This window comes from Helicobacteraceae bacterium, assembly GCA_031258155.1.
GTDB lineage: Bacteria > Campylobacterota > Campylobacteria > Campylobacterales > SZUA-545 > JAIRNH01.
The window spans coordinates 26,842-44,068 of the sequence record JAIRNH010000005.1; the positions used below are offsets into that span (position 1 = coordinate 26,842).

Sequence of the window (17,227 nt, forward strand, 5' to 3'; positions counted from 1 at the left end):
CGCCCAACAAATAAGCGCCGCGCGGACATAATCGCTATCTGGGCGGCAATGGAGCTCAAAGCGTTGCAAACGAAAAGAGCTTGCCCTTCATAACGCGAGCATACGATCGAGCGCGATCTTAGCCCATTTGCGCTCCTCCTCTTCAACCTCGATCTCGTTCATAAAAGTTCTATTTTCCACGCTTTGCATAACGCCCAACAGATCGCGCAACGTCGTTTCGTTCATCGTGGGGCATTCGGGCTTGGTGGAACTAAGGACGAAGGTGTTCTTTTCGCGTAGGCGATTGACGAGGTTAAACTCCGTGCCGACCGCGATCGGCTGTTCGATCGGCTGTGAGCGAACCCATTTGATTATCTGGCTTGTCGAGCCGACGAAATCGGCGAGATCGACCACGCTAGGATCGCATTCGGGATGAACGGCGATCAGAATATCGGGATATTTTTGGCGGTAAAACTCGACGTCGGAGGGCGCGAAAAGCTGATGAACGGAGCAAAAACCGTCGTAGGCGATCAGCTCTTTATCGGCAAAATCCTTATCCCTTCCCAACACCGCCGCGCTTATGTTGATCCTCTTTGCCAGATTCAGTCCCAAACAGCGATCGGGCGTGAAAAATATTTTCTTGCCGCTTTCGAGCGCCTTGCGGATAATAGTCTCCGCGTTCGCGCTGGTGCATACCATACCGCCCATTTTCGCCACGCGCGCTTTGATCTCCGCTTGAGAGTTGATATAGGTAACGGGCATAATATCGCCGCTGTCGATCCCCGCTTCGTTCATAGCCGCGATTGATCGCTCAAAACTCGCGCCGTCAATCATTCTAGCCATCGAGCAACAGGCGATCCGCGGCATAAAAACGCGCTTGTTTGGCGCTAAGGTTTTGACGCTCTGCGCCATAAACCCCACGCCGCAAAAGATCAAATACGGATTGGAATCGGCGGCGGATTTTTTGGATAGCTCCAAACTATCGCCCACGAAATCCGCGACGGCGATCACCTCGTCGCGCTGATAGTAGTGCGCCGCCACCGTAATTTTCTGCTCGGCTTTAAGCCGCCGTATCGTTTGCGCAACGTCCAAAATAATCCCTTTACTATACTTACGCTTTCCGATTATACCAGTCTTACTTTGGAGAGTATGCGTGGATATTTTCTTTAATATCAATATTCAGTTTTATCTCGCCGCCTATCTGATCGGGGCGATTCCTTTCGGCGTGTTGCTCGCGAAGTTTTTCGGCGGCGCGGATATTCGCCAAAGCGGCAGCGGGAGCATTGGCGCGACAAACGTGCTTCGCGTCGTAAAAGAGCGCGATCCCTCTTTGGCGAAAAAATTAGCCGTCGCCACTTTCGCTTGCGACGCGCTCAAAGCGCCGCTTGTGATGATCGTAGCTATGATAGTCGGATTGGACGAAAACGTGTTATGGACGATCGCCGTGTTAGCCGTGATCGGGCATTGCTTTAGCCCCTATCTGCTGTTCGAGGGCGGCAAAGGCGTGGCGACGGGCGTCGGCGCGGTGATGGTTTTGTTGCCGATCGAGGCGACGCTAGGCTTGGTCGCGTGGTATATCGTGGGCAAATTGCTTAAAATATCGTCGCTAGCCTCGCTTGCGGGTATGTTAAGCGCCGTCGCGCTTAGTTTCGTCATTCACCCCGAACTGCCCGTCGTCAAAACTCACGCGCCGATCGTAATCTGCGGGTTTATTATCCTGTATAAACATATTCCGAACATTATCAGGCTGTTTAAGAGAGAAGAGGCGCGCGTAGCGTGAGAGTATCGGTTGAAGACCTGACGATCGACGCGATTATCGGCGTTTTGCCAAGCGAACGCGAAAAGCCGCAACGAATTTTGGCGAGCGCGAAGATAGATTACGGCTATAAAACCGCGGGGGACTTTGTCGATTACGCCGCCGTAGCCGATCTAATAACGGCGCGGCTGATCGACGGACGTTTTGGACTGCTCGAGGATGCGCTGGAGGCGATTGTTGCGGAGATTTTACAATTAAATAAATCGATCGAGAGAGTCAAACTTACGCTTGAAAAACCGGATATTTCGCTCGGCTTTCGCGCGGCGGTTTCGCTTAGGCGCGATATGCTATAATTATCAGCAATTTTTAAGAAAAGGGCGCTTATGCGTATCTTAATTGTTGAAGATGAAAGCACGCTCAATAAAACGCTTTCCGAAGGGCTACGCGAGCTAGGCTTTCAAACGGACGAAGCGGAAAGCCTTAAAGACGCGCAATACTATATAGGCATTCGCAATTATGATCTTGTGCTTACCGATTGGATGTTGCCAGACGGCAACGGGTTAGAGGTGATTCCAGAAGTTAAACGAAAAAACCAGCGCGCCGCGTGCGTAATGATCAGCGCTAGAGACGATCGCGAAAGCGAAATCGAGGCGCTAAAAAGCGGCGCGGACGACTATATCTGCAAGCCGTTCGAGTTCGACGTGCTTGTTTCGCGTATCGAGGCGAGGCTTCGTTTCGGCGGCACGAATTTGATTGAGATCGGCGATCTGATTATCGATCCCGACGACGAGAAGATAACTTTCAGAGCCAAAGAGATAGAGTTAAAGGGCAAGCCGTTCGAAGTGTTAGCCCACTTGGCGCGCCACCGCGATCAGATCGTATCCAAAGAGCAGTTGCTTGACGCGATCTGGGAGGAGCCGGAGCTAGTTACTCCCAACGTGATCGAAGTGGCGATCAACCAGATTCGCCAAAAGATCGACAAACCGCTTAAAATCGACACGATCGAGACGGTAAGGCGGCGCGGATACAGATTTTGTTATCCCAAAAAAGCCTAAGAGCGGAGTTCGCCTTCAAACTTCTGCCGATCTTCGCGGCGCTAGTTTTCGGCTTTTCTTACCTTGTCTATTCGATGATCGAGCGCGGTATCTATAATGAAATCGAGCGCGATATGATCGCCCAATCGATCGCTGAGGGCGACGAGCGGACGCAAGCGGCGATCAGTTTTAGCGAGACGGAGAGAGAGGCTCGGATATTCTATCGCCTAGAATACAGAAACGGTGAAAACAGGATAAACGTAGAGCGGGATATTACGGAAGATTGCAAACTCCTAACAAAGATACGCAACGTCGTTCTCGCGGCGAATATCATCTCCTTTGTGCTGATCCCGTTTATCGCGTGGCTTTACTCTTGCTTTCTCGCGCGACCGATCAGGACGCTTACGGAAGAGCTTGCCAAAATGGACGAGCGCTCGCTTTCGCCGATCGCCGCCACCCAAAACGTTCCCGTCGAATTACGACCGCTAACCAACGCGCTTAATATGCTGCTAGAGCGCATAAAGGGGCATATCGCCTATCAACGCGAGCTGTTTGTGGGGATCGCTCACGAGTTAAAAACGCCTTTAGCGGTGATCCGCACAAGAAACGACGTTACGCTTCTTAGAACCCGAACGCCGGAAAGGTATCAGGAAACCCTGCGCGACACCAACCGCTCGATTGACGAGATGGGCAAGATGACGCATACCGTCTTAGAGATAGGACGCGCCGAATACGCGCAGTTTGATCCGCCCGAAACCATAGATGTATGCAGATTTCTCGCCGCCAAAGCCAAAGATTTCGCGCTGTTAGCCGCCGATCGCAAATGCGAGCTGATAGTCAATATAGAACCAAAATCGCTGGTAATCGAGACGCGCCCGACGCTTATTAGCCACATTATTCAAAACCTCTTTAGCAACGCGCTGAAATTTACCCCCGAAGGCAAGCGGATATTTTTTCAAAGCCGCTTCGAGGGCGAGCGCCTTACGATCGAGACGATCGACGAGGGCGAGGGCATAGCGGAAGGTTTTGATCTCTTCGCGCCGTTTTCTGGAAAGGGCGCGCATAAAGGCGCGGGGCTTGGACTCTATCTGGCGAAAAACGCCGCGATGGCGCTGGGCGCGACGCTAACTATACAAAACCGCGCGGACAGTCGGGGCGCGATCGCGACTTTGATTATGGAGCCGATCAAGCCGATTTTAATTAGCTAAACTTGGATTGAAAACGACGGTAAAGCGTAAAATTAGCCGCGCGCCGCTATAATTTTGCCTAGAATTAAATTAGGCGGAATGCTTACAATATGCGCGAAAAAATCCTATTCGTCGTCGCTTTGACGCTGTTTTATCTAACGCGCCAACGGCTACAAATATTATGCTCCATTATTAAACGATGTTATTTAATAAAAAGAGAGCGGCGCAAAGAGATTGTCGATCGCCTAAAAATTAAACGTTCGCATCTGCTGGTTTCCGACCGACTTTTGAAGTTTTTTAACGCAACAATAGATAAAAACTCGCAAAAATATCTTTTATGCTGTCCTAAGGGCGGACTTAACGATATGCTTTGCATAATAAACAGATGTATAAATTACGCTTTAGATAATAATCGAACTATCTATATCGACGGAAGCGCGGAGGGATTTTTGGACGATCTTGGACGCTACTTCGCCGCCGCCGCCCAGAGAGAGAAGATTAAATTCGACAGGATAGATTCCTCGCTGGAGGTATTTGATAGTTATCCTAAATATCTCAAAAAGTTAATTGATCGCTGGTTAAACCGCTCGGCGATCAGTTTTGATCTGAACAAATCATACGAAGATAGAGTTTTAATGTATTTTGGCGACATTATAGGCAACGAGGCGATAGGAGCGTTCTCTTTCTTTGGGCTTGCGCCGAAGGTTCGATCGCATATTAAAGAGATAGTGGAACAACTAGGCGAATACGACGCCGTCCATATTCGCCACAGCGACTACAAAACCGATTATAAGCCGTTTTTAGAGAGCGTCGCTCAAAACTCCTCTTGCGAGAAAATAGCGCTTTGCACGGATAGCTACGAAGTTCAGCGCTACGCCAAAGAGCGTTTTGGCGATCGCATAGTCTGCATAAACGCGGTTCCGGATACCGGCGGCAAAACTTTACATAATAACCCCGACCTAGATCGCTATCAAACCAATCTCGCCGCGCTAACCGATCTGTTTGCGCTTGGCGCCGCAAAAAAAATCTATACAACGCTAGTTACCCACTTTGACGGGCGACGACAGATTACGGAAAATCGCTCGTCCGGTTTTGGACGGCTCGCCAAAGAGCTTAATAAACGTCCGGAGTTAATCAAACGGCTACTAAACGACGAGGATTAGTATCAACCTAATAGCAAAAATCGCGTAAGCAAATGATAAATTATGGATAAAACGCGATGCGTTACGCGCTTAAGGCAAAAATGCCGTCTATGCCGAGCTTCGCTATTTTCTCTATCTTCGAGGACGGAGCGATCGCCAAAACTTTAATATCAAACAGGTAACGATCGGCTAATTTTTGAAGTTTTGCGGCAAGAGGCAAATCGGCGAGCGCGTATTTGGCTTTGGCGCTTGCCAAGAGGATAAAATCGCGTATATTATTCACTTTAACGGCGATCGCTATATCGACGCTTGCGTAAAACTCCAAATCCGACTCCTTAAAATCCAGCGCTACCAGCGAACCCGACGGAGTTTTGTTAATATCGGCTATCGATTTGACAAAAACAACCGCCTTTTCCGCGTCGATCGCTTTATTAACGCCGATTAAAATCATCGTTTAGCCTCCGCGCATTTTTTTGAGCAAAACGTTTTGCCGTTTTTTATTATAGCTTCGTCAGCCGCTATATAAGCGTCGCATTTGGCGCATTTGATCATATCAATCGCGTCGTTTTTAGACGGTTTTAAGCGACTGCGAAAAAAGAAAAAATATATCGCGCCTAACAGTAGCGCGAGAAGCGCGATTCTAAGCCACAAACGCCCGCCTCCCAACCAAAAGATATGTCGCGTGCGGCGCGGCGACAGTTTTAGCTCCGATCGCCGTCGCTTCGCGCGCCGTATTTTTGCCTTTGTAGAGCAACAAGATCGAATTGGCTCCCATAAACGGTTTGGCAAGCCCGTAAATAGTTTTGCCATCGCTTACCGCGCGCGAGACGATCAGATCATAGTTTTTTATCGGGACTTGCTCGGCTCGCTTATCGATAATTTCCGCGTTGTCGATATGCAAAATAGCTGCGGCAAATTGCAAAAAAGCGGCGCGTTTATTAAGCGGTTCTACGAGCGTAAAATACGATCGCGGCTTTGCCATCGCCAAAATTAGTCCTGGAAAACCAGCGCCGCTGCCAATATCCAGACAGCTTTTAAAATCGTCTAAAAAAGTCAGCGGATATACGCTGTCGAATATATGTTTTTGCACGTCGCGCTCGGTTCTAGCGCCGCTAAGGTTGTGCGCCTTGTTCCAATTAAGCAAAATACGCGAAAACTGATCGCTTTTTTGATAGAACTCCTCGATCATAATAAGTCGATTTGCCAACAGCCTGTTTTTAAGTTCTCTCATTACAACAGGTGTCCGCTTTTTTCTTTTTTGACGCGCAGATAAACTTCGTTGTGCGGGTTCGGCTTAATAATCAGCGGCTCGCGCTTGAGAATCTCTACGCCTTTAAGACTCTCTATTTTGCTGGGGTTATTAGTTAACAATCGTATGCGTTTTAACCCCAAATACTTTAATATATATTCGGCGATTTCGTAACTGCGCTCGTCGTCGGCAAAGCCTAATTGATGATTCGCCTCGAAGGTATCCAGCCCCCGATCTTGCAACGCGTATGCGTTTATTTTGTTAAAAAGCCCGATATTTCTGCCCTCTTGGCGCAGATATAAGATTGCCCCGCACCGCTCGGCGGCGATCAGTTTCATCGCCATGTCGAGCTGTTCGCCGCAATCGCACTTGCGGCTAAAGAGAGCGTCGCCCGTAAGACATTCGCTATGCACGCGCACAAGCGGCGCGGGGCAGTCGAGCCGCTCCGTGCGAATAACCATATGATCCTTGCCCCCCTCTCTGAACGCCTGCGCTTTAAAGACGCCGTGCTTGGTAGGCAAATTGGCGATTTCCGATATTTCTATATTCATTGCGCTGATTGTAACAATTCGGACTGAAACTAACCAAACTCCGCGTTTTCAAAACGTCGTTTTTATCGACAAAGGATAAAATTATCCGCAAAGGAGAACCGTATGCTTCGATATATAGATCACAAATTGATGGGGCGCGGCAAAAAAGATTGGCTAGAGAGCCATTTTCACTTCTCGTTCGCGGATTACCGCAACCCCGATAACGTGCAATTTGGCGCGTTGCGCGTCCTAAACGACGACACGGTTAAGGCGGGCGGGGGCTTCGGACCGCACCCGCACAAAAATATGGAGATTATCTCCTACGTAATCGAAGGCGAATTAACGCACGGCGACACGATGGGCAACAGACGGACGCTTAAACGCGGCGAGGCGCAGTATATGAGCGCGGGCAAGGGCGTTTTGCATAGCGAGATGAATCTTGGTAAAACGCCGCTTAGGTTTTTGCAAATATGGATTATTCCCGATCAGAGCGGCTACGCGCCAAATTACGGCGATTATCAGTTCGAGTTCGAAGATCGCCGCGATCGCTGGCTGGCGATCGCCTCTTGCGTCGATAACGCGAAAACCGACGCGCCGATTAGGATTCATCAAGACGTCAATCTTTACGCGACGGCGCTAAGCGCGGGCAAAACGATAGATTTTGAGATCAAAACTGGTAGGCAGGCGTATCTGGTTTTGATCGAGGGCGCGGCGCTAGTAACCGCCAAAACAAGCGGCGAAAAGGCGACGCTAAACGAGCGCGACGCGGCGGAGATCGCTAACGAGGGCGTCTCTATAAAAGCGCAAGGCGAGGCGCACGCGCTGATTATCGAGATGAAAAAATCTTGAAAAATAGAAGTTTGCCGCCGCCCGCCGCAATCGCAAGCCGCGCAATGCTCGATCAAATTAGGCGAATTAACAGGCGCGCCGTCTCTCTTTTTTGGCGTTAGATGATAAAAAAAGAGTCGATCGAACTGTTGAAATCCCGCGTGGATATAGTCGATCTGATTGGATCGCACATCGAGCTGAAGCGATCGGGCGCGACATATAAGGCGCGCTGCCCCTTTCACGAGGAGCGCACCGCCAGCTTTAACGTTAGTCCAAAGGGTTTTTACTACTGCTTTGGCTGCCAAGCAAAGGGCGACGTTATCACTTTTGTTCAGCAGATTGAACGGCTAACCTTCGAGGAGGCGGCGCAAAAAATCGCCGATCAATATAACATCGCGCTTGAATACGAAACGGGCGCGCGGGTGAAAAAACGCGATTACCGCCCGCTAGAGGCGCTGAAAACTTTTTTTGTCGAAGAGCTTAGCAAGAACGACGAAGCTACGGGGTATCTAAGATCGCGCGGGCTTAGCGAAGCGACAATAGAGCGTTTCGAGATTGGCTACGCGCCCGATAGTTACGCGCAACTGGATTTTTTGCGGCGCGAAAAGATACCCTTCGAGGCGGCAAAAGAGGCGGGCGCGCTTGTCGAGGACGAAGGAGGCAGGTTTTACGCGCGTTTTACCAAGCGCGTAATTTTTCCCATTTACACCCCAAACGGCGCGATCGCGGGCTTTGGCGGCAGAACGCTTGTCAATCACCCCGCGAAATATATCAACTCGCCGCAGAGCGAGTTTTTTAACAAGTCGCGGCTTTTATACGGATTTAATATCGCGCGCGAGGCGATACTAAAGCAAAAAACCGCGATTTTGTGCGAAGGCTATATGGACGCGGTTATGCTACACCAAGCGGGTTTTTCAAACGCGATCGCGACGCTCGGCACGGCGCTAACCAACGACCATCTACCTTTGCTAAAACGGCTTGACGATCCGAAAATCATTCTCTCCTACGATAGCGACGCGGCGGGGCAGGAGGCGGCTTTTAAGGCTTCGGTTCTATTGGCGGCGCATAATTTCAAGGGCGGCGCGGCGACAATCGAGGGCGGTAAGGACCCCGCCGACCTAATCGCCGGCGGCGGCGCGGAAACGCTTGCCCGCGCTTATGAAAACGCGAAACCTTTCGCAAAATACGCGGTTGAAAAAATTATCGATCGATCGCGCGATTTCGACGCGGCGTTTGACGAGGCGCAGAGCTTTATAGATTCGCTCTCCAGATTTTCGGCGGAAGAGACGGCGCGATACGCGGCGGCAAAGCTGGCGATAGATTTCAGGCGTTTTAAGATTCGCGCCAAAAACGCGATCGCGCCCACGCTGTTAAGCGGCAAGCAGGATTTAGGCGAGCTGGCGCTGATAAAGACGCTCTCTTTGGACGGCGAACTGCACGCAAGCCTGATCGACTATCTTGACGCGGCGCTTTTTTCAAGCCATCGCGATCTCTATAACGCGCTAATAAACGGCGATATAAACGCGCTTCGCCCCTTGCAAAGCGAAGATAGGATTAAACCGCTAAACAGAGAGGAGACGTTAAACGCCATAAGGCGGCTGGCGGCGATCTTTTGCGAAAAAGAGGCGCGTCTGCTACGCGCCGAACGCGAGACGGCGCGTATGAAAGAGGCGCTAAAGGCGATCGTGCGTTTGCGAAACGGCGAAATGATCGTCTTTAGACGCTTTTAGCGATTTTTAAAACCTAACGGACGCGCCCGCGAATACGCCGTCTATCGTTACGTCAACTTCGCCGTCGGTTCCGCTTAGGTCCTCTATCGCGATCGAGCGCGATCGGTAGCCGATCTCGATCGCCGCGCTTACTATCGAGTCGATAAACGCCCAGTCGATCTTGGCGCGCGCGTCGCTAACGCGCGATTTATCATAAGCGATATATTTCAAATCCGCTTCGATTCCAACCGGAATCGACGGCAGTTCAAAGCGAACGCCGCCGTAGGCGATCGGAAGCGCGAACGAGAGGTCCGCTTTTGCGCTACGCCCGCCCCCCGAAAGTTTTAGCGAGCCGTCGATCGTCTCCGCGCCGAGTCCTAGCCGAATATCGATCGCGGGTATCGGCAGCATGTAGTATCCGATAATATCGACCTGATTCATAGTCAATTCGGTTTTGGTCTCGCCGCTAAAATGCGCCCCGCCGAAATCGAGATTGACGCTTTTGGTTCCGTCCGCGCTAAACGCCGCGCCGTCGATTCTGAAATTGGGCAGAATCGGAACCTCATGCTCGACGTATGCCCACAGATAGCCGTTTGTCGTCTTGTCTAGCCCGACTTTCTTAACGTCAAAGCGATCGCCTAAGCCGCTTTTCTTATACTCCGCCTTGCCGCTTGGATCGGCTTGCCAAACGCCGCCGCCCGCGCCAAAGCCTAGCAGATCGCCAAACGCGCTCGCGCACAAAAACGCGCTAAATATCAAAAACTTTTTCATGCGTCCTCCTTTTAAGACGCTCCCATTATAATGCGTCTTTCTTTTTGGGGCTATAGCTCAGCTGGGAGAGCGCTTGCATGGCATGCAAGAGGTCGGCGGTTCGATCCCGCTTGGCTCCACCATAGAACGTTTCGCGTTGAATTTAATAAGCGTCCGTTACTCTTCTTTTTTTTGCCGCCGCGCGCTACAAAAGCCGTTCAAGGTATTATTGGTTAAAATCCGCGCCTTACTATAGAGGCAAACTATGTCAAAGCGCGTTTTAGTGAAATTTTCAGGCGAGGCTTTAGCGGCTGGAAACGGTTTTGGGATCGACACGAGCGTTTTGAAATTTATCGCGCTCGAACTTAAAGAGCTTCGCGACAACGACGTCGAAGTGGGCGTGGTCGTCGGGGGCGGCAACTTTATACGCGGCGTTAGCGCCGCCGCCGACGGGCTTATTAAGCGAAGCAGCGGCGATTATATGGGCATGCTTGCCACCGTGATCAACGCGGTGGCTCTGCAAGAGGCGTTAGAGGCGTTAGGGCATAGCGCGCGCGTGCTAAGCGCGATCAAAATGGAGCAGGTGTGCGAGCCGTATATCGTTCGCCGCGCCTGTCGCCATCTGGAAAAAGGGCGGCTCGCCATTTTCGCCGCCGGCACCGGCAACCCGTTTTTCACGACGGACACCGCCGCGACGCTTAGGGCGATCGAGGTGGGCGCGTCGCTGTTGATCAAAGCTACGAAGGTGGACGGCGTGTATATGCGCGATCCGAAAAAATTCAAGGAAGCCAAAAAGCTCGCCGAGCTTAGTTACGATGAGGCGATGGGCGACGATATAAAGGTAATGGACGATACCGCGATTGCGCTTGCTAAAGATAATTCGTTGCCGATCGCCGTATGCAACATGATGGATAAAGGCGCTCTTTTAAAAGTGGCAAAAGGCGATTACGCCGCTTGTAGCATTATTAAATAAAACGAGGAGAAATCAAAATGCGTTTAGAGAAAGTCGTTTCGGAAGCGTTAAAATACGCAAACGACAATCGTTATCTTTTATCTGTGGGCGTGGCGAAAAGAGTCGCGCAGTTGCAAAGCGGAGCAAAGCCGCTAGTGGAGATCGCGAAATTCGAGAAGCCCGTCGATATAGCGCTTCGCGAAATTGCGGCGGGCTTAATTGAAATAAAGCCCTAATGATCGAGGACCTGCCCTCCTGCTTCGCGACAATCCGCGATCAGAGCGAAGCGGAAGAGCTGCTTTTTAGTCTAATCGACACGCCCGCGATTAGAAAAGCGCGCGAAAAAGCCGCCAAAGCGCACGAGGGGCAAACGCGCAAGAGGGGCGAACCGTATATCGTCCATCCGTTGCTAGTCGCGGCGAGCGTCGCGTTTTTTGGCGGCGATGAAGCGATGGTGGCGGCGGGCGTTTTGCACGATACGATCGAGGATACCGACTACGACTACGAGGCGATCGAAGCCGATTTTGGAACGGACGCGGCGAATCTGGTGGACGGGCTGACCAAAATCGATCGTATTCGCGAAGAGAATCTACTCCCTTCTGATCGGAAGGACGAAAAGCTAATCGAATCGGCGCTCACGTTTAGAAAGATGCTTTTAGCGTCGATTAAAGACGTGCGCGTGCTTGTCGTTAAGCTATGCGATCGCATGCATAATATGCTCACGCTAGAAGCGCTAACCGAAGACAAGCGCCGCCGCATAGCCGAAGAGACGCTGGTGGTATATGCGCCAATCGCGCATAGGTTAGGGATCGGGCTTGTCAAAACTCTGCTGGAAGATAGGAGCTTTTATTACATCTTCCCAAAGGAGTATAAGGAGATCGACGCTTTTATACTCTCTCGCGGACATTCGCTAAGGCTTGGCTTGAACGCGTTTATTTCGGAAGTTAAAAACCTTATGCTTCAAAACGGCTTTGTCGAAGACGGATTTGAAGTCGTTTCAAGAATTAAACACTACTACTCCACCTATACCAAAATGCAACGCAAAGGCATTAAGATCGACGAGGTGCTAGACCTGATGGCGGCTAGAATACTGGTGCGAACGCCCGAAGAGTGCTACAAGGTTCTTGGTCTTTTGCATACGCGATACCGCCCGCTGATCGCCCGCTTTAAGGAGTATATCGCGCTGCCTAAAGAAAACGGATACCAGACGCTCCACACGACGCTCTTTCACACTAGCGGCATATACGAGGTTCAGATTCGCACCTACGATATGCACAAAACCGCCGAATACGGGATCGCCGCGCACTGGAAATATAAAGCCGGCGCGCTCTCGCCAAAGCTGGGCTGGCTGGAATCTATGCAATACAGCGGCGAAAATCCGCTCGATTTTTACGAGCTTGCCAAAAACGATCTCTTTAGCGACGAGATTGTCGTCTATTCGCCGCGCGGCGATACCTTCACCCTGCCTCGCGGCGCGACGGCGCTGGATTTTGCCTTTATCGTCCATAGCGATCTGGGGCTTAGGGCAATTTCGGCGCATATCAACCGTATAAAACAGCCGCTGTTAACCGAGTTAAAAACGGGCGATCTCGTTCAGATCGACGCCGGAGAAGAGGTTATGCCGCGTTGCAGTTGGATCGAGGCGCTAAAAACCTCGCGGGCGAAAAATATCCTGCGCCACGCGTGCAACCAAAGAAGCCGCGAGATCGATCGCCTTAACGCGCTATCTATAGTCCGCTTCTGTCTGGACGAGGATGCGCTTGCGTTGGAAAGCTGGCTGAAATTGCGCGGTTACGAGGAGGCGATCCGCAAGGTTTCGCGCGATAATAAACTGCTAGACGAGATCGTAGGGCGCTACTATAAAGACAAACGCAAGAAATCGCTTTTTGGGTTAAGCGCCGCCGCGCCTAAACGGTATCGCATAGAAAACATAGAGATTTGCTCTCCCAAAGCGGTAAGCGCGATCGACTTCGAGCATTGCTGCCAACCAAGATACGGCGATTCTATACTTATGTTTTACGGCAAAAAGGGACGCGCCGTAATTCATCACAAGCTGTGCGAATACGCCTATAAGCGTCTCAAAGAGGGCGCGGACGCGATCAAGGCAAATTGGGTGGGCGGCAAGGTGGGCTTGTTTAAGCTAGTCGTCAATTTACAAAACAAAAAGGGCGAACTACTCGCATTCTTGGAGTATCTGTTCAAACGCGAGGTAAATATAACCACGCTTTCGTTGGGAAACGGTGCGGAAAGCTCGCTGACGTGGTGCGGCGTAACGGCGGAGTTTCCGATTGCGACGCTAAGCAAGATAAAAGGCGCGATCGAGAAGCGGTTTATGGTCGTTTCTTTCGAGGCGGCAAACGATTCATATAAAAACGCGGAGCGATAATAATGGTTCAAGAGGCGCTAACGGAGATCAAACGCGGCTGTTTGGAGTTGATCGACGAGACAAAAATAACCAAATGTTTGACGGCGTGGTTTGAAAAAGGCGAAAATTGGCGCGTTAAAGCGGGCTTTGATCCAACCGCGCCCGATCTACATTACGGGCATACGGCGTTGTTAAGCAAACTCGCCGCGATGCAAAAATACGGCGCGATCGTCCAATTTCTAATCGGCGATTTCACGGCTACGATCGGCGATCCTACGGGTAAAAACCAAACGCGAAAGGTTTTGACGCGCGGCGAGGTTATGAACAACGCCAAAACCTACGAAAGGCAGGTTTTTAAAATTCTTGATCCAAACAAGACCAAAATCGTTTTTAACGGCGAATGGCTTAACGAACTAGGCGCGGCGGGGATCGTGGCGCTTGCTAGAGAGTCGAGCGTGGCGCGCATGTTAGAGCGCGACGATTTTGAAAAGCGTTACAGAGCGCAAACGCCGATCGCGATCAGCGAATTTTTGTATCCGTTGCTACAGGGATACGACAGCGTCTATCTTAACAGCGATCTGGAGCTTGGCGGTAGCGATCAGAAGTTCAATCTGCTTATGGGTCGCCAACTGCAAAAAGCATACGGCAAAAGCGAACAGGCGGTGATGACCATGCCGCTTTTAGAGGGTTTAGACGGCGCGCAAAAGATGAGTAAAAGTCTTGGCAACTATATCGGCATAGACGAAAGCGCCAACGAGCAACACGCAAAAATTATGAGCGTCTCCGACGAGCTTATGTGGCGGTGGTATGAACTTTTGAGTTTCAAAACCGTAAAGGAGATCGAAGCGTTAAAGCGCGGCGGCGAGCATCCAAAAAAGATCAAGGAGGCTTTGGCGCTCGAGCTTGTTTCGCGCTATTGCGGCGAAGCGGCGGCGCGTAAAGCTAAAGAGGAGTTTGATCGCGTTCACAAACAAGGCGACGTCCCAAGCGACGCGCAAAGTTTTAGCTTCAAAGCGCCGATATGGATAGGCAAGGCGTTTATGGATGCGAAACTGGTCGCTTCTACTAGCGAGCTAAACCGTATGATACAATCAAAATCGGTTAAAATAAACGCCGAGATTATCGCCGATTTCAAAATCGAATTGAGCGCGGGAGAGTATATCGCGCAGGTCGGCAAAAGAAAGTTTGCGAAAATAAAGGTAAATTAAGTTGCAATTTAAAGAGATTAAAATCGGTCGCCATACGATCAAATATCCAATTATTCAAGGCGGCATGGGAGTCGGAATCAGTTGGTCGCAATTAGCCGGCGCGGTAAGTTTAGCGGGCGCGCTTGGCGTTATCAGCGCGATCGGCACGGGCTACTACCACAACCGCGCGTTTGTAACCAAACAACAGCTAGGTCGTCCCGCCAATACCGAGCAGTTTTACAACCGCAAGGCGACCTTTCAGATTTTCGAGGACGCGCGCAAAATATGCGGCGACAAGCCGCTTGGCGCAAACGTGCTTCACGCTATCAACGACTACCCGCGCGTAATTCGCGACGTATGCGAAGCCGGCGCGGATATAATAATCACCGGCGCGGGATTGCCGATGAATATGCCCGAATACGCCGCCGACTTTCCAAACGTGGCGCTTGTTCCGATAGTTTCAAGCGCCAAAGCCTTGAGGCTGATCGCCAAACGCTGGGAGCAGCGCTATAAAAGAGTCCCCGACGCGATCGTGCTGGAAGGACCGCTTAGCGGCGGGCATCAGGGTTTTACCTACGAGCAGTGCCTCGATCCGAATTATCAACTTGAAAATCTTATAAAACCCGTTGTGGCGGAGGCTAAATCTATCGCGAGTAACATTCCCGTTTTCGCCGCCGGCGGGATATGGACGCATGACGATATAGTCAAATTTATGGAACTTGGGGCTGACGGCGCGCAGATAGGAACGCGCTTTATAGGAACCTACGAATGCGACGCGCCGCAGGCGTTTAAGGAGCTGCTTATTAGGTGTAAGCAAGAGGACATAGAGCTTTTGCATTCGCCCGTAGGTTATCCCGCGCGCGGCATTCGCACTAATCTTATCGAGCTAGTGGATAAGCGGCTTGGTCCTCCCATTCAATGCGTGAGCAACTGCGTTGTTCCGTGCAAAAGAGGAATCGAGGCAAAAGCGGTCGGATACTGCATCGCCGACAGGCTTAGCGACGCGGCGGAGGGCAATTTGGAAACGGGGTTGTTTTTTACGGGAAGCAACGGCTATCGGATCGATCGTTTTATAAGCGTAAGCGATCTGATAAAAAAGCTGGTTTATGGAGAAGATAGCTAAATTCGTCGTCGTCTTACTGGCGTTTTTCGCCGTTTCGCTTGACGCGCAAAAAATTACGCGCTATCAACTCGAACGCAATCGCCTAATCGTCGAATTTGAAAGCCCGCTTAGCCCTAACGATATTAACGACTTTATCATCAAGCCTACGCAAGACGAGCCTTTTAGGCGCGTGATAGACGTTAAGGCTTCGTATCCGCACAAACCTCTTATCGATACGAAAACCGCCGACGCGGGCGTTAAGATCGCGCAGTTTAACGCTGAAATAGCGCGTATCGTATTATCGCGCGAGGATAAGTTCGACGTCGCGATCTCAATACTCGCAAACACCCTAACAATCGAATTTGAAACGAAGCGAATAGCTTTGCTCGACGGATATAAACCGATCGTGGCGATCGACGCGGGACACGGAGGGCGCGATACGGGCGCGCTTGGCGTCAACAAAACCAAAGAGAAGGATATAGCGTTAAAAGTAGCGGTATTAACGGCTAAGATCCTTCGCGATCGCGGCTTTGAAGTGGAGATGACGCGCGAAAACGACAAATATGTCGCGTTGCAGAGCCGCACCTCGTTGGCAAATAAGATCAAAGCCGATATTTTCGTTTCAATACACGCCAACGCTTGCCCGCCGCCGTATAAACTATCCGGCATAGAAACCTATTTTCTCTCGCCCGCTAAAAGCGATCGCGCCAAAGAGGTGGCGGCTTTGGAAAACTCGGTCGTCGTCGATAATATGGAAAAATACTCGAAAGAGGCGTTCTTGAACTTCCTAAACCGCGAAATGGTGGTAAGCTCCAATAAACTTGCGATCGACATTCAGCGATCATTGCTATTTTACGCCCGACAAAAATACGCAAAAACGATCGACGGCGGTATTAGGGAGGGTCCGTTTTGGGTGCTAACGGGGGCGCAAATGCCCGCCGCGCTTGTGGAAATCGGCTATATCACGCATAAAGACGAGGTAAAACGGCTTTTAGATCCAAGCTATCAACGTCTGCTCGCCGAAGGGATCGCGCTTGGGATCGAAAGCTACTTTATCAACAACTTTCGGCGTTGAAACGAAAACGGCTGATTGCTATAAACCGCCGCGAAAAAGCGGCTTTCGCGTCGCATAAAATGCTATTTTTTGCGATAGGCTAGTTGCGTGCGGCGACGGCGAAAGCGCGGCTGGCAAAGCGGCGCAGGCGTTAGAAACGTTGGGATTTAATCCGCGCGAGATCGCGCAAGCGCTGGCGAAGTGCGCGTCCTCCGACGTCTTAAGCCTCGTTAAAGAAGCGCTTAAATTACTGAAAAAGTCCTAAACGCCGCTCTAGCGGACGCCGAAAAGAGAAGTTGGCGCGTTGTTTCGCGTAGGCTGGCGCGGCGATCGCGGCTATTTACGCGCGAAGCGATGCGCTACTTTTGCGCGATAACCGCAAAGCGTAGCCGCAAATTTGCAA

Annotated in this window: 20 protein-coding genes and 1 tRNA gene; 15 read left to right on the forward strand and 6 right to left on the reverse strand. The window is 51.0% G+C overall.

Annotation, left to right across the window (positions count from 1 at the left end; genetic code table 11):
* Positions 1-87: 87 nt before the first annotated feature.
* A complete protein-coding gene (gene nadA / locus LBF86_00960) occupies positions 88-1,071 on the reverse strand; it encodes a quinolinate synthase NadA (protein ID MDR0664080.1) in 984 nt (327 codons plus the stop codon).
* A 61-nt stretch (positions 1,072-1,132) separates the two neighbouring features.
* On the opposite strand from nadA, the gene plsY reads away from it, so the two are divergent.
* From plsY to LBF86_00985, 5 genes are all read left to right on the forward strand, one after another.
* Positions 1,133-1,759 (forward strand): glycerol-3-phosphate 1-O-acyltransferase PlsY, encoded by a 627-nt coding sequence (gene plsY / locus LBF86_00965; GenBank protein MDR0664081.1) that lies wholly within the window; start codon positions 1,133-1,135, stop codon positions 1,757-1,759.
* The gene (locus tag LBF86_00970; GenBank protein ID MDR0664082.1) at positions 1,756-2,088 is read left to right on the forward strand and encodes a dihydroneopterin aldolase; all 333 of its coding nucleotides are present in this window, start codon (positions 1,756-1,758) and stop codon (positions 2,086-2,088) included. The genes plsY and LBF86_00970 overlap by 4 nt, the downstream gene beginning before the upstream one ends.
* A 30-nt stretch (positions 2,089-2,118) precedes the next feature.
* Positions 2,119-2,790 (forward strand): homeostatic response regulator transcription factor HsrA, encoded by a 672-nt coding sequence (gene hsrA / locus LBF86_00975; GenBank protein ID MDR0664083.1) that lies wholly within the window; start codon positions 2,119-2,121, stop codon positions 2,788-2,790.
* A complete protein-coding gene (locus LBF86_00980) occupies positions 2,769-3,977 on the forward strand; it encodes a HAMP domain-containing histidine kinase (protein MDR0664084.1) in 1,209 nt (402 codons plus the stop codon). The genes hsrA and LBF86_00980 overlap by 22 nt, the downstream gene beginning before the upstream one ends.
* 89 nt (positions 3,978-4,066) lie before the next feature.
* Positions 4,067-5,119 carry a hypothetical protein gene (locus LBF86_00985; GenBank protein MDR0664085.1) on the forward strand — a complete coding sequence of 351 codons (1,053 nt, stop codon included), beginning with the start codon at positions 4,067-4,069 and terminating at the stop codon, positions 5,117-5,119.
* A gap of 61 nt (positions 5,120-5,180) precedes the next feature.
* Here LBF86_00985 and LBF86_00990 read toward each other — a convergent pair whose 3' ends face one another.
* The 4 genes from LBF86_00990 to ribA are packed head-to-tail and all read right to left on the reverse strand — an operon-like array spanning position 5,181 to position 6,898.
* Positions 5,181-5,549 (reverse strand): hypothetical protein, encoded by a 369-nt coding sequence (locus tag LBF86_00990; protein ID MDR0664086.1) that lies wholly within the window; start codon positions 5,547-5,549, stop codon positions 5,181-5,183.
* The gene (locus LBF86_00995) at positions 5,546-5,749 is read right to left on the reverse strand and encodes a hypothetical protein (GenBank protein ID MDR0664087.1); all 204 of its coding nucleotides are present in this window, start codon (positions 5,747-5,749) and stop codon (positions 5,546-5,548) included. Before LBF86_00995 ends, LBF86_00990 begins: the two co-directional genes overlap by 4 nt.
* Positions 5,739-6,329, reverse strand: coding sequence for a 16S rRNA (guanine(527)-N(7))-methyltransferase RsmG (gene rsmG, locus LBF86_01000; GenBank protein MDR0664088.1), 591 nt, complete (start codon positions 6,327-6,329; stop codon positions 5,739-5,741). The genes LBF86_00995 and rsmG overlap by 11 nt, the downstream gene beginning before the upstream one ends.
* Positions 6,329-6,898, reverse strand: a complete 570-nt coding sequence (ribA, locus tag LBF86_01005) for a GTP cyclohydrolase II (protein MDR0664089.1) — start codon at positions 6,896-6,898, stop codon at positions 6,329-6,331. Before ribA ends, rsmG begins: the two co-directional genes overlap by 1 nt.
* 102 nt (positions 6,899-7,000) lie before the next feature.
* Between ribA and LBF86_01010 the strand changes: the two genes are divergently transcribed.
* Together LBF86_01010 and dnaG are read left to right on the forward strand one after the other, a co-directional pair.
* A complete protein-coding gene (locus LBF86_01010; GenBank protein MDR0664090.1) occupies positions 7,001-7,726 on the forward strand; it encodes a pirin family protein in 726 nt (241 codons plus the stop codon).
* A gap of 101 nt (positions 7,727-7,827) precedes the next feature.
* Complete coding sequence (gene dnaG, locus LBF86_01015; protein ID MDR0664091.1) at positions 7,828-9,435, forward strand: DNA primase; 1,608 nt, start codon at positions 7,828-7,830, stop codon at positions 9,433-9,435.
* 6 nt (positions 9,436-9,441) lie between these two features.
* Here the strand turns inward: dnaG and LBF86_01020 are convergent, their stop codons facing one another.
* Complete coding sequence (locus LBF86_01020; GenBank protein MDR0664092.1) at positions 9,442-10,185, reverse strand: TIGR04219 family outer membrane beta-barrel protein; 744 nt, start codon at positions 10,183-10,185, stop codon at positions 9,442-9,444.
* 46 nt (positions 10,186-10,231) lie between these two features.
* On the opposite strand from LBF86_01020, the gene LBF86_01025 reads away from it, so the two are divergent.
* The 8 genes from LBF86_01025 to LBF86_01060 all read left to right on the forward strand — a co-directional run bounded on the left by LBF86_01025 (position 10,232) and on the right by LBF86_01060 (position 17,089).
* Positions 10,232-10,307, forward strand: a tRNA-Ala gene (locus LBF86_01025).
* Between the two features lie 122 nt (positions 10,308-10,429).
* Positions 10,430-11,137, forward strand: coding sequence for a UMP kinase (gene pyrH, locus LBF86_01030; protein MDR0664093.1), 708 nt, complete (start codon positions 10,430-10,432; stop codon positions 11,135-11,137).
* Positions 11,138-11,154: 17 nt separating this feature from the next.
* On the forward strand, positions 11,155-11,352 hold the full coding sequence (locus LBF86_01035; GenBank protein ID MDR0664094.1) for a DNA-directed RNA polymerase subunit omega: 198 nt from the start codon (positions 11,155-11,157) through the stop codon (positions 11,350-11,352).
* Positions 11,352-13,502, forward strand: coding sequence for a RelA/SpoT family protein (locus tag LBF86_01040; protein ID MDR0664095.1), 2,151 nt, complete (start codon positions 11,352-11,354; stop codon positions 13,500-13,502). Before LBF86_01035 ends, LBF86_01040 begins: the two co-directional genes overlap by 1 nt.
* Complete coding sequence (tyrS, locus tag LBF86_01045) at positions 13,502-14,689, forward strand: tyrosine--tRNA ligase (protein ID MDR0664096.1); 1,188 nt, start codon at positions 13,502-13,504, stop codon at positions 14,687-14,689. The genes LBF86_01040 and tyrS overlap by 1 nt, the downstream gene beginning before the upstream one ends.
* Before the next feature lies 1 nt (position 14,690).
* The gene (locus LBF86_01050) at positions 14,691-15,791 is read left to right on the forward strand and encodes a nitronate monooxygenase (GenBank protein MDR0664097.1); all 1,101 of its coding nucleotides are present in this window, start codon (positions 14,691-14,693) and stop codon (positions 15,789-15,791) included.
* A complete protein-coding gene (locus LBF86_01055; protein MDR0664098.1) occupies positions 15,775-16,845 on the forward strand; it encodes an N-acetylmuramoyl-L-alanine amidase in 1,071 nt (356 codons plus the stop codon). Before LBF86_01050 ends, LBF86_01055 begins: the two co-directional genes overlap by 17 nt.
* Positions 16,846-16,909: 64 nt before the next feature.
* Positions 16,910-17,089, forward strand: coding sequence for a hypothetical protein (locus LBF86_01060; GenBank protein MDR0664099.1), 180 nt, complete (start codon positions 16,910-16,912; stop codon positions 17,087-17,089).
* Positions 17,090-17,227: the final 138 nt, after the last annotated feature.

What these genes read in the sequence shown, in the direction of transcription:
- hsrA (MDR0664083.1), top strand. Translation starts at nt 2,119, where the DNA reads ATGCGTATCTTAATTGTTGAAGATGAAAGCACGCTCAATAAAACGCTT.
- LBF86_00985 (MDR0664085.1), top strand. Translation starts at nt 4,067, where the DNA reads ATGCGCGAAAAAATCCTATTCGTCGTCGCTTTGACGCTGTTTTATCTA.
- LBF86_00990 (MDR0664086.1), bottom strand. Translation starts at nt 5,549, where the DNA reads ATGATTTTAATCGGCGTTAATAAAGCGATCGACGCGGAAAAGGCGGTT.
- rsmG (MDR0664088.1), bottom strand. Translation starts at nt 6,329, where the DNA reads ATGAGAGAACTTAAAAACAGGCTGTTGGCAAATCGACTTATTATGATC.
- ribA (MDR0664089.1), bottom strand. Translation starts at nt 6,898, where the DNA reads ATGAATATAGAAATATCGGAAATCGCCAATTTGCCTACCAAGCACGGC.
- LBF86_01010 (MDR0664090.1), top strand. Translation starts at nt 7,001, where the DNA reads ATGCTTCGATATATAGATCACAAATTGATGGGGCGCGGCAAAAAAGAT.
- dnaG (MDR0664091.1), top strand. Translation starts at nt 7,828, where the DNA reads ATGATAAAAAAAGAGTCGATCGAACTGTTGAAATCCCGCGTGGATATA.
- LBF86_01020 (MDR0664092.1), bottom strand. Translation starts at nt 10,185, where the DNA reads ATGAAAAAGTTTTTGATATTTAGCGCGTTTTTGTGCGCGAGCGCGTTT.
- pyrH (MDR0664093.1), top strand. Translation starts at nt 10,430, where the DNA reads ATGTCAAAGCGCGTTTTAGTGAAATTTTCAGGCGAGGCTTTAGCGGCT.
- LBF86_01035 (MDR0664094.1), top strand. Translation starts at nt 11,155, where the DNA reads ATGCGTTTAGAGAAAGTCGTTTCGGAAGCGTTAAAATACGCAAACGAC.
- LBF86_01040 (MDR0664095.1), top strand. Translation starts at nt 11,352, where the DNA reads ATGATCGAGGACCTGCCCTCCTGCTTCGCGACAATCCGCGATCAGAGC.
- LBF86_01055 (MDR0664098.1), top strand. Translation starts at nt 15,775, where the DNA reads ATGGAGAAGATAGCTAAATTCGTCGTCGTCTTACTGGCGTTTTTCGCC.